This is a genomic window from Falsigemmobacter intermedius (genome assembly GCF_004054105.1).
GTDB classification, from domain to species: Bacteria; Pseudomonadota; Alphaproteobacteria; order Rhodobacterales; family Rhodobacteraceae; genus Wagnerdoeblera; species Wagnerdoeblera intermedia.
In genome coordinates, this window is the sequence record NZ_SBLC01000001.1 from 107,437 (window position 1) to 121,623 (window position 14,187).

Annotated in this window: 13 protein-coding genes and 1 pseudogene; 6 read left to right on the forward strand and 8 right to left on the reverse strand. The window is 64.1% G+C overall.

The window, feature by feature from the left end; translation table 11 throughout:
• Positions 1 to 72 precede the first annotated feature (72 nt).
• Positions 73 to 828 (forward strand): WecB/TagA/CpsF family glycosyltransferase, encoded by a 756-nt coding sequence (locus tag EP867_RS00460; RefSeq protein ID WP_128486250.1) that lies wholly within the window; start codon positions 73 to 75, stop codon positions 826 to 828.
• On the opposite strand, the pseudogene EP867_RS00465 reads toward EP867_RS00460, so the two are convergent.
• A pseudogene (locus EP867_RS00465) lies at positions 829 to 1,772 on the reverse strand (glycosyltransferase).
• A gap of 226 nt (positions 1,773 to 1,998) precedes the next feature.
• Here EP867_RS00465 and EP867_RS00470 point away from each other — a divergent pair.
• Positions 1,999 to 2,844 (forward strand): CpsD/CapB family tyrosine-protein kinase, encoded by an 846-nt coding sequence (locus EP867_RS00470; RefSeq protein ID WP_128486251.1) that lies wholly within the window; start codon positions 1,999 to 2,001, stop codon positions 2,842 to 2,844.
• A complete protein-coding gene (locus EP867_RS00475) occupies positions 2,844 to 4,100 on the forward strand; it encodes a GumC domain-containing protein (RefSeq protein WP_128486252.1) in 1,257 nt (418 codons plus the stop codon). Before EP867_RS00470 ends, EP867_RS00475 begins: the two co-directional genes overlap by 1 nt.
• Here EP867_RS00475 and EP867_RS00480 read toward each other — a convergent pair.
• The 7 genes from EP867_RS00480 to EP867_RS00510 form a co-directional block, all read right to left on the reverse strand.
• On the reverse strand, positions 4,091 to 5,080 hold the full coding sequence (locus EP867_RS00480) for an aldo/keto reductase (protein ID WP_128486253.1): 990 nt from the start codon (positions 5,078 to 5,080) through the stop codon (positions 4,091 to 4,093). The two genes, EP867_RS00475 and EP867_RS00480, sit on opposite strands and share 10 nt — an antisense overlap.
• A gap of 74 nt (positions 5,081 to 5,154) precedes the next feature.
• Positions 5,155 to 6,675 (reverse strand): L-piperidine-6-carboxylate dehydrogenase, encoded by a 1,521-nt coding sequence (amaB, locus tag EP867_RS00485; RefSeq protein WP_128486254.1) that lies wholly within the window; start codon positions 6,673 to 6,675, stop codon positions 5,155 to 5,157.
• Positions 6,676 to 6,866: 191 nt separating this feature from the next.
• A complete protein-coding gene (gene cysW / locus EP867_RS00490) occupies positions 6,867 to 7,688 on the reverse strand; it encodes a sulfate ABC transporter permease subunit CysW (protein WP_128486255.1) in 822 nt (273 codons plus the stop codon).
• Positions 7,685 to 8,527, reverse strand: coding sequence for a sulfate ABC transporter permease subunit CysT (cysT, locus tag EP867_RS00495; RefSeq protein ID WP_128486256.1), 843 nt, complete (start codon positions 8,525 to 8,527; stop codon positions 7,685 to 7,687). Before cysT ends, cysW begins: the two co-directional genes overlap by 4 nt.
• A 10-nt stretch (positions 8,528 to 8,537) precedes the next feature.
• On the reverse strand, positions 8,538 to 9,539 hold the full coding sequence (locus EP867_RS00500; protein ID WP_128486257.1) for a sulfate ABC transporter substrate-binding protein: 1,002 nt from the start codon (positions 9,537 to 9,539) through the stop codon (positions 8,538 to 8,540).
• Positions 9,536 to 10,633: a sulfate/molybdate ABC transporter ATP-binding protein gene (locus EP867_RS00505; RefSeq protein ID WP_128486258.1), complete on the reverse strand. Its 1,098-nt coding sequence runs from the start codon at positions 10,631 to 10,633 to the stop codon at positions 9,536 to 9,538. Before EP867_RS00505 ends, EP867_RS00500 begins: the two co-directional genes overlap by 4 nt.
• A gap of 216 nt (positions 10,634 to 10,849) precedes the next feature.
• Positions 10,850 to 11,065, reverse strand: a complete 216-nt coding sequence (locus tag EP867_RS00510; RefSeq protein ID WP_128486259.1) for a hypothetical protein — start codon at positions 11,063 to 11,065, stop codon at positions 10,850 to 10,852.
• Positions 11,066 to 11,412: 347 nt separating this feature from the next.
• On the opposite strand from EP867_RS00510, the gene EP867_RS00515 reads away from it, so the two are divergent.
• The 3 genes from EP867_RS00515 (at position 11,413) to EP867_RS00525 (ending at position 14,161) form a co-directional block, all read left to right on the forward strand.
• Positions 11,413 to 11,886, forward strand: a complete 474-nt coding sequence (locus tag EP867_RS00515) for an Lrp/AsnC family transcriptional regulator (protein ID WP_128486260.1) — start codon at positions 11,413 to 11,415, stop codon at positions 11,884 to 11,886.
• Between the two features lie 102 nt (positions 11,887 to 11,988).
• Complete coding sequence (locus EP867_RS00520) at positions 11,989 to 12,540, forward strand: RBBP9/YdeN family alpha/beta hydrolase (protein WP_128486261.1); 552 nt, start codon at positions 11,989 to 11,991, stop codon at positions 12,538 to 12,540.
• Positions 12,541 to 12,799: 259 nt separating this feature from the next.
• A complete protein-coding gene (locus tag EP867_RS00525; protein WP_128486262.1) occupies positions 12,800 to 14,161 on the forward strand; it encodes an FAD/NAD(P)-binding protein in 1,362 nt (453 codons plus the stop codon).
• The last annotated feature ends 26 nt before the right edge of the window (positions 14,162 to 14,187 follow it).

Below are 14,187 nucleotides of genomic sequence, written 5' to 3' on the forward strand. Positions count from 1 at the left end.
AATTAAGCCGCACGGGCTTGCCGCAGAGCGTAAATTCGGCTCCCCTGAGACAGCCGCTGCCAGGAGGGCTTCATGGACTTTCGCATCAGGGACCGCCGCCTCAGGGTCAACATTCCCGATCGGGCGCGGCTTATGGCTGAACTGCGCGAGCGGATGAGGCAGCGTCGGGGCTTTGCGCTGGCCACGCTGAACCTCGATCATCTGGTCAAGCTGCGCCAGGACGAGGCCTTTCTCGACGCCTATCTGGCGCAGGACCTGGTGGTGGCGGATGGCAATCCGGTGGTCTGGCTCTCGCGGCTTGCAAAAAAGCCGGTGAGCCTGGTGCCGGGCTCGGAACTGGTGGTCCCCATGGCAGAACTGGCGCGGGACTCCGGGCTCAGCATCGCGCTTTTCGGCTCGTCCGACGCGGCGCTGGCGGATGCGGCGCAGGATCTGACACGCCGTCTGCCGGGGCTGCAGATCAGCGCCAGGATCGCCCCGCCCATGGGATTTGACCCGCAAAGCCCGGCGGCCGATGCCCTGCTGGCTGAGGTCCGCGACAGCGGTGCGGGACTTTGCTTTCTGGCCCTGGGCGCCCCGCGCCAGGAGATCCTTGCTGCGAGGGCGCGGAGCATTGCGCCGCAGACCGGCTTTGCCTCAATCGGGGCTGGTCTGGATTTCCTTGGCGGCCATCAGAAGCGCGCACCGGTCTGGGTGCAGAAGATCGCGATGGAATGGCTCTGGCGGATGCTGTCGTCGCCGCGCCGTCTTGCGGGCCGCTATCTGCGCTGTGCGCTGCTGCTGCCCGAGCTTGTGGCAGATGCCCTGCGACTGCGGCGCGGCGGCTGATCATTTATATTCGATCAGCCCCCCCCTTCCTGCCGCGCAGCCTTTGCCAGAGATAGCCCAGCGCGCCCTGCGCCTCAGGAAAGCGCCCGAGCAGGGTAAAAAAACTGCGCTCTCCCCCCATCCTGCGGCGCAGACGCAGCCATTGCAGCGGCCAGATCAGCAGCAAAAGCCACAGCGGCGCATAAAGCAGCCCGCCGATCACCGTGACCAGTGGAAGCGCCGCGCCCCAAAGCAGCGCCCGGCGCGTCTCCGCCACCCAATGCCGCTCGGGTGCCGCCCCATGAAGCGCGGCCCCTTCGGCAAAGGCATGGCCCGCGCGACGCATCCGCTGCCACCACTGCGACAGCCGCATCATGGAGCGTCATCTCCGCATCAAGGCGCCAGATGCGAAACCCCGCCTGCCTGAGGCGCAGGCAAAGCTCCGGCTCCTCTCCGGCGATCAGATCCGCGCGATAGCCGCCCAGGGCCACCAGCGGGGCGTAACGCATCATCGCATCGCCCCCACAGGCCCTGGCCTCTCCGACGGGGGTGTCCCATTCGGCATCAGCCAGACGGTTATAAACCGAAGCCTCCGGCGCAATCTCGCGTCTGCGACCACAGACCACCGCCACATCCGCCTGCGCCGCCAGAAAGGCCCGGGCCTGCGCCGGCCAGTCCGGGTCCATGCGGCAGTCACCGTCCAGAAACTGCACCAGATCCGGCGGATCCCCGGCCAGCTGCGCCAGCCCCGCATTGCGCGCCCGCGCCGCCGTGAAGGGCTGCGAGAGATCCAGCGTCACCACCTCAGCGCCCAGGGCCGCCGCGGCCGCCTGCGAGCCGTCAGTTGAGCCGCTGTCGACATAGATCACGCGCCGGAACAGGCCCTGCACCGATCCGAGGCAGGCCTTCAGCCGCTCGCCCTCGTTGCGGCCGATAATCACCGCATCACAGATCTGCCCCGTCATGCACCCCTCCGCCGCTTCCGCTTTCAGATATGATCCGGGTTTTACGGCTGCTTCGTCAAACCGTTTCCGGACGCAGACCGTTTCCGGATGAATGTCTTTCTCAAAAAGCCCCGATCCGCTAATCTCAGGAAACCGTTTGGCCCCCTTGTGCATTACCAAGAGGGCGTTTTGGCCGGACGGCGGGGACGCTCAGTATTTTACGAGTCCTGGAATTTGAGAATAAGTGATGAAGGCAGGCAGAACGACGGAAGAGCCCGAAGGCGGAAAAAGAGTTCGCACCAGCGGACTTACACCCTTTGGGGGACGCCGGACCGCTGCCGTCGTGCTGCCGCCTGCCGGGGATGATGCCCTTCGCTCGGCCACCTCGCAGATCTGGGCCAGTCTGCCCCCGGTCCCGCTGGATACGAAATCCGCCGCAAGCCGCCATCTGATTCCCACCCACAAAGACGATCCGGTCGGGCTGCTTTACGACCACCTCAGAACCCGGCTGCTCCATGCCCTGGGAGAGCGCGGCTGGCGGCGTGTGGCCATTACCGCACCGGGACGGGGCTGCGGCACCACGACGGTCGCCGCCAATCTGGCGCTCTCGCTGGCGCGGCGCCCCTCGGGCCGGACGGCGCTGCTCGACTTCGATCTGCGCCGCCCCTCGCTGCACAACCGCTTCGGGGTGACGGAGCCGGGGATCATGCGCGATATGCTGACCGGACAGAATGCGGTTGAAAGCCACTTTCTGCGCTATGGCCGCAATCTGGCGCTCGGGCTGAACCAGCAGGCAGAACCCGATGCCGCCGAGCTTTTGCAGGAGCCCTCTACGGCCCTGGCGCTTGAGCATATGACCGAAGATCTGCGCCCGGATGTCATTTTGTTTGATCTGCCGCCGATCCTTGGCAGCGACGATGTCTTCGGCTTTCTGCCCGAGGTGGACGGGGTTCTTCTGGTGGTGGATGGCAAACGCTCTGCCCCGGCAGATATTGCCCGCTGCGAAGAGATGATCCGCGAGCGCAGCGAGCTGATCGGGGTGGTTCTCAACCGCGCCGAGGACAGTCCGGCACGCAGAAAACGGTGGTTCTGATGGGAAACATCCGCAGCCTCACGGATCTTGTGGATCTGATCCGCCGCCATCTCGTGCTGATCCTGTTTGTTTTTCTGATCGGCTCGATTCTGTCTTTCGTCGTGGCGATGCAGCGTCAGCGCTCGTTTGAAAGCACGGCCATTCTGCAGATGGAGCTGCCGCGGATCGCGGGGGCTACGGCGGCGGAATCGGTCACCCAGTCGGGGCAGCGGATGCAGCTTCTGGAGCAGCAGATCCGCAGCCGCGACTCGCTGCTGGGGCTGGCAGAGCGTTACGGCATCTTTGACACCGCACCGGAGCTTCCGATCGGGCAGCGCCTGTCGATCATGCGCAATTCGGTCAACCTTGAGTCGATCCGCACCCCGCATGGCGTCAACGCCGAGACCGCCGTTTCGGCGATCGTGATCCGCGTGGTGATGCCCGATCCCGATATGGCCGCCGATATGGCCAATGAGCTGGCGCAGAAAATTCTCGACAGCACCGCCGCCCGCAAAAGCACCGTGGCCCGCGAAACCCTCGACTTTTATGCCAGCGAAGAGCGGCGCCTGTCGGGTGAGCTGGCCGCTCTGGAAGCCGAGATCACCGCCTTCAAGAATTCGCAGATCGCTGCTTTGCCGGAAAGCCTGGCCGCAAGACGCCAGGAACTATCGCTGCTTGAGGTGCAGATCCGCGAATATGACCGTCAGATCATGGATCTGCAGCAGGAATTGATGCCGCTTCAGGCCGTCGCGGCCCCCCGCGTGGTGGAACAGCGCCGCATGTCTCTCCTGGAGGCGCGGATGGAGGCGCTTCAGAGCCGGCATAAAGGCGTGGAGGAGCGGATCGCAGAGCTGCAGGACTCGATCAGCCTGACCCCCATGGTTGAGACCCGTCTGGGCACTTATCTGCGGCGCCAGCAGCAGCTTCAGGATCAGTATTCGGTCATCAATCGCCGCCGCGCTGAGGCTGAGACCACCCAGCGGCTCGACAGCGAACAGCAGACTGAGCATTTCACCCTGCTTGAAGCGGCCCTTCCGGCGGATCATTCGCTCTCAACCGGGCGGCGCAAAATCATGGCAGCAGGGGGCCTGGCCTCAGGGCTGCTCGCCGTGGCCCTGGCCTTCCTGCTGGAATTGAAGAACCCTGCAATCCACACCGCGCGTCAGATGGAAAGCGTGCTGCAGATCCGCCCGGTCATCGCGCTGCCGGATCTGGGCCCCACCCGGCGGCGGGGCCTTTTCTCGCGGCTTTTCCGCCGTCGCGACCCTCAGCCGTAACTTTCGACGCCGAGGGTCTGCGCCGCCGCATAGCGGCCACCCTCTGCAAAACCGGGGGGCAAAATCCGCTCAATCTCCTGCAGATCTGCCGCGCTGAGCTGCACCTGCGCGCCCGCCAGGCATTCGCGCAGGTGTTTGACGCTGCGGGTGCCGGGGATCGGGATCAGATCGCCTTCGCCCTGCGCCAGAACCCAGGCCATGGCCAGCGTCGCCGTCGACAGCCCGCGCGCGGCCGCGAAGTCGCGGAAGGGCGCGACAGCCGCCATATTGCGCTCAAATGTGCCGGGCAGGAAACGCGGGTTGCGGGCGCGGAAATCGCCCGGGGCGTAATCCGCGGGGTTTTGCACACGGTCGGTCAGCATCCCCCGCCCGACCGGCGAGAAGGGCACAAAGCCCACGCCCAGCGCCGCGCAGGCCTGGAGCATTCCCAGTTCCGGCTGGCGGGTCCAGAGCGAATATTCGCTTTGCACCGCCGTCACCGGATGCACCGCATGGGCGCGGCGCAGGCTGGCAGGGGCCCATTCCGACACGCCATAGCCGCCGATCTTCCCTTCGCGGATCAGCGCGGCCATGGTCTCGGCCAGGACCTCCGGCTCGACGGAAGGGTCGCGGCGGTGGGCGTAAAACAGATCCACCCGTTCCACCCCAAGACGTTTCAGCGAGCCTTCAAGCTCTGAGCGCAGATGCGCCGCCTCATTGCTGATCTGACGTGGCGGACCGGGGATGATCGAGGCTTTGGTCGCCAGCACCAGCCCCTCGGGGCGGCGATCCGCCATCCAGCGGCCGAGGATCTCTTCCGAGCGGCCCATGCCATAGATATTGGCGGTGTCGTAAAAGGTGACCCCCGCCTCCCAGGCGGCATCGAGGAGGGCAAAGGCCTCGTCTTCGGTGGTCGGGCCATAGGCCCCGGCGATGCTCATACAGCCAAGGCCGATCTGCGAGACCTTTGGTCCCTGTGCGCCGAGTGTGAGTTGCTTCATGGCCGTCCCCCAAAAGATAACCCCGGCACCCTAATGGGCACCGGGGCAGGGTCAAGACGATGCGGGCTCTGCAATCAGTCGATGTCGAAGACCACGCCCTGAGCCAGGGGAAGGGCCCGGGAATAGTTCACCGTATTGGTCGCGCGGCGCATATAAGCGCGCCAGGCGTCCGAGCCGGATTCACGACCGCCCCCGGTCTCTTTCTCACCACCGAAGGCCCCGCCGATTTCTGCACCCGAGGTGCCGATATTGACGTTGGCAATGCCGCAGTCCGAGCCCGAAGCCGAAAGGAAGGTCTCCATCTCGCGCATATCCAGCGTGAAGATCGAGGAGGACAGCCCCGCCCCCACAGCGTTGTGCAGCTCGATCACCTGATCGAAGTCACTGTATTTCATGACGTAAAGGATCGGCGCAAAGGTCTCATGCAGCACCGGACCGGTCTGCGAAGGCATCTCAACCAGCGCCGGTTTCACGTAATAGGCGGTGTCCGGACCCACGGGCTGACGTTCGCCGCCATGGACGGTGCCGCCTGCCGCTTTTGCGGCCTCAAGCGCTTTTTGCATGCCGTCAAAAGCGTCCTTGTCGATCAAAGGACCGACCAGGGCCTGGGTTTCCAGCACATTGCCCACCGAGACCGAGGCATAGGCCTTGATCAGGCGCGGCACCAGGGTGTCATAGACGCTCTCATGCACGAAAAGGCGGCGCATGGTGGTGCAGCGCTGACCGGCGGTGCCCATGGCCCCGAAAGCAATCGCGCGCAGCGCCATATCGAGATCCGCCGAAGGCGTGACGATGCCTGCGTTATTGCCGCCCAGTTCCAGAATGGTGCGGCCAAAGCGCTCCGCCACTTTCGGGCCGACAATGCGCCCCATGCGGGTCGAGCCGGTGGCCGAAACCAGCGCCACTTTCGGGTTCACCACCAGGGCATTGCCGACATCCGCGCCGCCGATCAGAACCTGGCTCAGCCCTTCGGGCGCATCCGCGCCAAAGCGCTTCAGCGCGCGGTCCAGGATGGCCTGGCTGGCCAGCGCGGTCAGCGGTGTCTTCTCTGAGGGTTTCCAGACCACCGGGTTGCCGCAGACCAGCGCCAGCGCCGCGTTCCAGGACCAGACCGCAACGGGGAAGTTGAAAGCCGAGATGATGCCCACAACACCCAGCGGGTGCCATGTCTCCATCATGCGGTGACCGGGACGCTCAGTCGCGATGGTCAGACCGTAAAGCTGACGGGACAGACCAACGGCGAAATCGCAGATGTCGATCATCTCCTGGACTTCGCCCAGACCCTCCGAGGCGCTTTTGCCGGCCTCAATCGAGACGAGACGGCCGAGGTCTTCTTTCGCGGCGCGCAGCTCTTCGCCCAGCAGACGCACAAGCTCCCCCCGGCGCGGGGCGGGCAGGTTACGCCAGGTCAGGAAGGCGGCATGCGCGCGGGCAATCGCGGCATCGGTCTCAGCGGCAGAGGTCGGGGTCAGCCCGGCAATCTGCTCACCGGTCAGCGGGCTGAAACTGGCCATCGGACCGCCGGTAAAGACCGAGGCCTCAATGCCGAATTTCGCCATAAGATCGCGGGTGGAGGCGGGAAGCGCTGCGGTCATGGCAGGGTCCTTTAAGCTGAGGCCCGGGCGAAGCGCGGGCCGAATGACTGGCCGCAGTCTATCATCTGAAGAGACAGAGAAAATCCAAACTTTCCGCCTGAGGTTATGCGTGAACGGAATGAACCTGCCACGGCCAGCATCAAAAAAGCCGCCCCGACAGGGGGCGGCTTTTCTCCAATGCGCGAAGATCCTCAGGCCTGGTGGCGGCGGCTTTCCAGGATGGATTTCACCACCAGCGCCACCAGCGCAATCACCGTCAGCGTTGAGGCTGCGGCAAAGGCCCCCACGGCGTTCAGATCGTTGAACAAAAGCTCTACATGCAGCGGCAGCGTATTCGTCTGGCTACGGATATTGCCCGAGACCACCGAGACGCCGCCGAACTCTCCCACCGCCCGCGCGGTGCAGAGCACCGCACCGTAAAGCAGCGCCCAGCGGATATTGGGCAGCGTCACCCGGCGGAAAATCTGCCAGCCACTCGCACCCAGCGTCACGGCCGCCTGCTCCTGCTCTGACCCCTGGGCCTGCATCAGCGGCAGCACTTCACGGGCGACAAAGGGCGAGGTGACAAACATGGTGACCAGCACAATCCCCGGCAGCGCAAACAGCACCTGCCAGTCATTCGCCATCAGCCAGGGCCCCAGGAGCCCCTGCCGGCCATAGAGCAAAAGGTAACAAATGCCCGCAATGATCGGCGAGACCGAAAAGGGGATCTCAATCGCCGTCAGCACCAGCCCGCGACCGGGGAATTTAAACCGCGCCACCGCCCAGGCGGCCGCCACCCCAAAGGCCACGTTCAGCGGCACCACGATCACCGCCACCAGGGTGGTCAGCCAGATCGCATGCAGCGTCACCGGATGCAGGATATTGGAGACATAAACGTCCCAGCCTTTGGAAAAGGCGCTCCAGAAGATGAAGATCAGCGGCGCCACTACCATCAGCAGCGTCAGCGCCACGGCCAGACCGATCAGCAGACGCGGAACCAGGCGGCTTTCTTTATGATGCACGATGCTCATGCCTGCCCCCGGTAACGTGCGGCCCAGGCCTGGAGGCGGTTTGAGATGACCAGCAGGATCACCGCAAACATCAGCAACACCAGCGCAATGGCCGCCGCGCCCTGGTAGTCATATTCCTCAAGCCGGATGAAGGTGAGAAGCGAGGCGATCTCCGTTTTAAAGGGCAGGTTTCCGGCGATGAAAACGATCGCGCCGAACTCGCCCAGCGAGCGCGCAAAGGAGATCGTCACCCCCGCAAGGAATGCCGGAAGGATCTGCGGGAAAACCACCCGCGAAAAGATCGTCCAGTCGGATGCGCCAAGCGTGCGGGCCGCCTGCTCATAGGCGGGGTCCAGATCTTCAAGGACGGGCTGCACGGTGCGCACCACGAAGGGGATCGAGGTGAAGGCCATGGCAATCGCCACACCCCAGATGGTGTAGACCGGAACAAGGCCAAGCGGGGCCAGCAACTGCCCGAACCAGCCATTGGCCGAAAAGAGTGCCGTCAGCGACAGACCCGCCACGGCCGTCGGCAGCGCGAAGGGAATATCCATCAGCGCATCGAGCAGCCTGCGCCCCGGAAACTCATAGCGCACCAGAACCCAGGCCATCAGAAGCCCGTAAAAGGCGTTAAAGACCGTCGCAATCAGCGCCGCCGTCAGCGTGACCTGAAAGGCCGCCAGCGCGCGGGCCGATGTGACAATGACCCAGAAGCGCTGCGGCCCGATATCTGCGCCTTTCAGCACCAGGGCCAGCACCGGGATCAGAATGACAACGGTCAGATATAAAAGCGTTGTGCCGAGGCTCAATGTGAACCCCGGCAGCACGCGCTTCGCCCGGATCGGAGCGGCAGCGGTCATTTATGAACCCTCAGCGGTTGACGAAAACCTGGTCAAGGATGCCACCATCGGCGAGATGCTCGGCGCGGACTTTCTCCCAGCCACCGAAAGCCTCATCCACGGTGACAAGTTTCACCTCAGGCAGTTTGTCGGCATAGGCCGCTGCCACGTCTTTGTCTGTCACGCGGTAATAATGCTCAGCGAGAGCCTTTTGCGCCTCAGGGGTGTAGAGCCAGTTCAGATAGGCCGTGGCCACCTCTTCGCTGCCCTTTTTCTTCGCATTCGCACCCACCAGAGCCACCGGGAAGGCCGAGAAAAGCGAGATTGAGGGCGTCACACGCTCAAAGCCCTTGTCGGCATATTCCGCGGCAATTCCGCCGGTCTCAGCCTCAAAGGTGACCAGCACATCGCCGATCTCACGCTCGGCAAAGGTCTGGGTGGCGGCGCGACCGCCGGTGTCAAAGACCGGCACGTTGGAGAGCAGCTTTTTCACGAAGTCCTGGGTTTTCGCATGATCACCACCAAATTCGTTCAGCCCCCAGGCGTAGGCCGCGAGATAGGTATAGCGCGCATTGCCGGAGGTTTTGGGGTTCGGGAAGACCGGCTGCACGCCCTCTTTCGCCAGATCACCCCAGTCCTGAATGTTCTTGGGGTTGCCCTTGCGCACAAGGAAGGCCGGCAGCGAGTAATAGGGCGAGGCGCCGTTGGGGAAAGCCTCACGCCAGTTCTGATCGACCAGACCGCCCTCAACCAGAGCATCGATATCGGTCTCCTGGTTGAAGGTGACCACATCAGCGGCCAGCCCTTCGAGGATCGCCCGCGCCTGGCGCGAGGAGCCGCCGTGGCTTTGGTCGATCGTCAGATCGCGGCCCTTATCGGCCTTCCACTGCGCGATGAACTTCGGGTTCAAATCCTCAAAAAGCTCTCGTGCGATGTCATAAGAGACGTTGAGGATGCTGTCCTGCGCCAGCGCCGGAGCGGCAGCCCCCAGACCCGCCACCAGAGCGGCCACGCGGAAAATCGAGTGTTTCATGCAATGTTTTCCTTTACCGGAAGACGATCAATGGGGTCCGCCGCAGCTGGGCTGCGCGGCGCGGAAAAGACCGCGCCGGCCAGCGGACGCAGGCGGAAATTCTGGCCAACGGCCACAGCGCGCGCCTGAAGGCGCGGCAGATCAAGCTCAACGACGGGCAGTCCCGGGGCCTCAAGCGTCACGCGCAAAAGCCTGCCGGTGGAGCTGACACCCGTCACCAGGAAGGGACTGGCGGGATCAGCCTCCAGGGCCACCTGATCGGGTGCCAGGAAGAGCGTCGCCGGACCATCGCCCAGCGGTCGGCGCGGCAGGGCCGAGGTGTCCACCCCCTTCAACTCCGCCCGCCCGGCCCGCAGCGTCACCGGCAGCTCAATCACTGCCCCCATGAAGCGCGCGACAAAGGGCGTGGCGGGGTGATCGTGGATCTGATCGGCGGTGCCGATCTGGGCGATGCGGCCCTGCTCCATCACCACCACGCGGTCGGCCAGTTCAAAGGCCTCTTCCTGGTCGTGAGTGACAAAAATCGTGGTTGAGCCGGTGCGCTCATGCACGTCACGCAGCCAGCGGCGAAGGTCGCGGCGGATCGCGGCATCCAAAGCACCAAAGGGCTCATCCAGCAGCAGAACCCGCGGCTCAATCGCCAAGGCCCGGCCAAGCGCCACCCGCTGGCGCTGACCGCCCGAAAGCTGCGCGGGGTAGCGATCCCCAAGCGTGTCGATCTGCAAGAGGCTCAGAAGCTCATCCACCCGGGATTTGATTTCTGCTGCTGAGGGGCGCTGCGCTTTGGGACGCACGGTCAGGCCAAAAGCCAGGTTCTCGCGCACGCTCATATGGGGAAACAGCGCATAGCTTTGGAAGACAAAGCCGATGCGGCGGTCTTTGGCCCCCAGTTGCATCCAGTCTTCGCCCGCGACGACCAGCTGCCCCGCATCGGGCCACTCCAGGCCGGCGATGATGCGCAAAAGTGTGGTTTTTCCGGACCCTGAGGGGCCGAGAAGCGCCACAAGCTCCCGGTCGGCGATCGACAGATCGATGCCGCGCAGAACCTGGGTCTTGCCAAACTGTTTGCTGATACCGCTGATCTCAATGGCCATAGGGCACCTCCGAACACGGGAAATAGTTCCGCAATTCACGCCAATCAAGTAAAACAACCGGACGATACACGCCACAAACCCAAGACAGTCGGGATATCTTTCCCAGGCACCGGGGCCTTTCAGAGCATCCGCCCCCTGCCCCGCCTTAACGCCGGGACATCTGACCACCAGGCGCGGCGCGGGCCTGCGCTTGTTCTCATTTCAGCGCAGGGCCGATCAGGAGGCCATTTCCATCACCCGCACGCTCCAGACCTGCGGATCGCGCCCCGACATCAGTTGCGCAGTGGCCTCAGCGATCCCCGAAGGCGGAACCCAGGCCGCGAGGGGACGACCATCCACACGATGCACTGAACCCGTGCGCCGGTCGGTCAGCTGAACCAGGACCAGAGCTTCGCCCCGCGCCCCCGGCACTTTCCTATCCCTGCCAGTCATGCTTCCCTCTTCTGCTGTTGATCCCGCCAAAGGGTGATCCCGAATAAATATCGACCGCAGGAGTCGTCTTTGGCAACAGAGTATTCTCGGCTAAGTTAATCGTGTTTTAGGAGGATTCTTCTACGAGCGCAGAAAGTCTCTGCTGTGTCGCAGCCTTTCCCCTGCGAACTGAGGGACCGGAGTATAAATCCCGCCCGACTCAGCCCGATCGTGGAAGTTTTCCCCTGAAAAATAGCCACAGAGAGCAAATTCATGTTCTTTGGCGAATGAAACTGGACATTTTCAGGCCAAATGTCATCTTTCCGCCCGCGCAGGCCAACGAGGCCCGGCCCCAGGAGAGTGGCAGAATGGACGATCTCGACCTCATCGACCGGAAGATCATCGCGGAACTGATGCGGGATGCGACCCTTCCCGTGGCCCAGATCGCAGATCGGGTGGGGCTCTCGCAGACGCCCTGCTGGAAACGGATCCAGAAACTCGAGGCCAATGGCATTCTGACCGGCCGTGTCGCCTTGGCGGACCCGAACCGGCTGGGCTTCGGACTGACGGTGTTTGTGGGGATCGAGGCGCCGGATCACTCTACCGAATGGCGCGAGAATTTTGAGAATGTGACATCTAACATCCCGGAAATTATGGAAGTTTACCGGATGGCGGGAGAGATGGATTACCTGTTGCGTGTCGCCATTCCCGACATCCGCTCCTTCGACGGGCTGTATAAACGCCTCACGGATGCGGTGCCGATCAAGAATGTCACCTCGCATTTCGCGATGGAGCGGATGAAGTTCACCACCGCCTATCCGGTCAACACCCGGGATCGCTGAGAGAATATTTTTCTCTTTTCGCCATTTTCTTTGAAAGTGCGAAAAGACGACTTCCGGGGTAGAGTTAAGCCGTAGTGAGCTGACTGTACCCCGGAGATCGCCATGCAACGCACCCTACTGGTTCCTGGCCTTGACGGATCAGACGCCCCCCACTGGCAGCATTGGTGGGCCGTCACCGACCCGAGCGCGCTGATGGTGGATCTGTCAAACCCCTCTCACCCTGACCCGGAAACCTGGGAGGCGGAGCTGGCGGGTCTGCTGCTGCAACACCCCGATTCCATTCTGGTGGGCCATTCCTTAGGCGCAATTCTGAGTGCCCGGGTGCTGGCCCGCTGGCCGCAACTGCGGGTGCGGGCGGCCCTCCTGGTCGCTCCGGCCGAACCCTCTGTCAGCCCCCGGACCTCACCTTTCGGCCGCATTCCGGAGACGGAGCTTCCCGTGCCGGTGATCCTGGCGGCCAGCCGCAATGATCCCTGGATGCGCTTTTCCCAGGCCCGCAGCCTCTCGCAGGTCTGGGGCGCAGAGCTGAGCGATCTGGGACTTGCCGGGCACGTCAATGTCGCCTCCGGCTTTGGCCCCTGGCCAGAGGGGAAGGCGCTGCGCGACCGCCTTCTTGCCGGCGGGGGACGGAGTGAAAAGCGGGTGGCCTCATGAAAGAGATGTTTCGCAACCCGCAGCCGGGCTTTTCGGATTACGCAGGCCTGGCCATTGCGCTGATGGCGATGCTCAGCCTGGCAGGCTTTATCCTTCTCCCCTGATCGCCGCGCCCGCCGGCCCGATCCGGTCGTGACTTGCATTTTCGGGGCACTGAGGGCCAGAATAGCGCAACCGCCGGTCCCGCTGCGGTTGCGCTGCCGGCTGTCCGCCCTGAGCACGACGCGGGGCTGCTCAGCCTGACAGGAACTCCGATCTCATGATGCCCAGCCCTGCCGTCCCGCCGATGCCCCCCCTTCAGTCCGGGGCGCGGATTACCATCATCGGCGGCGGCGCAACCGGCATGTTGATCGCGGCCCATCTGCTGGCCAGAGAGGCGGCGCAGTTTCACATCACGCTGATCGAGGGCCATTTTGAACCCGGCCGGGGTCTGGCCTATTCGACCAGAGACCCCGATCACCTGCTCAACACCCGCGTGGCGCAGATGTCGGCTTGGCCTGAGACGCCTGAGCATCTGCTGAACTGGCTGCGCACGCATCCGGAAACCGCTGAGATCACGCCGCAGGATTTCATAAGCCGTCGTCTTTATGGCGATTACCTGACTCATCTGGCGGATCCCTGGAAAGACAGCGGTCGGTTTGACATCCTGCAGGACCAGGCGATGAAGCTCTCCGACGACGGGCGCGATGTGACCCTCGCCTCGGGGCGGCAGCTGCGCGGGGATCTGACGATCCTGGCCACCGGCCATGCCCTGCCGCAAAGCCGGGAGGGTGATCCGGTGACCGGCGCCTGGGATTTCCGCGCCCCTGAGGACCGGGGGGCCAGGGTGATCATCATCGGCACCGGATTGTCGATGGTCGATCAGGCGCTCTCGCTTTTGAACAAGGGGCATGAGGGGCCGATCCTGGCCGTGTCCCGCCGGGGGCTTTTGCCGCTGCCCCATGCCCCCTCTGCGCCGATGAAACTGACGCCTGCCGATCTGCCCCTCGATCAGGGTGTCTCGCAGCTTTTGCGCTTTTTGCGCGGCAAAGCACGCGCAGCAAAGGCTGCGGGAGGCACATGGCGCGATGTGGTGGATGGCATCCGCCCCTTCATCGCTGAAATCTGGCAGGCCTGGCCCGAGCGGGAGCGCAGGCGCTTCCTGCGCCACGCGAGTTCCTGGTGGGAGGTGCATCGCCACCGGATCCCCGACGCCTCTGACCTGCGCCTGCGCCGGGCCATGGAGGACGGCCAGCTCACGATCCTGCGGGCAGGGTTTCAGGGCGCGAAACGGGACGCAGAGGGCAATCTGATCGCCTGCCTGCGCCCGCGCGGATCGACAGCTATCACAGAAATCGAAGCCGCCTTCATCGTGGATTGCCGCGGTATTCGCCGCGATCCGGTTGCCCATGCCTCTCCGGTTCTGGCAGATCTTTTCGCCCGCGGCTTTGCGCGCAAAGACCCGCTGGGGATCGGCCCGGATGTGACCACCGACGGGCGGCTGATCACCGAAAGCGGCAGCCTGATGCCCGGTGTGGTGGCCCTTGGCCCGCCGACCCGCGCCGCCCTGTGGGAGATCACCGCGATCCCCGACATCCGCGCCCAGGCTGCAGCCCTGGCCGCGCGCATTTCACCGCGCTAATCTCTTGGCGGGGCGGGGCAAAAGGC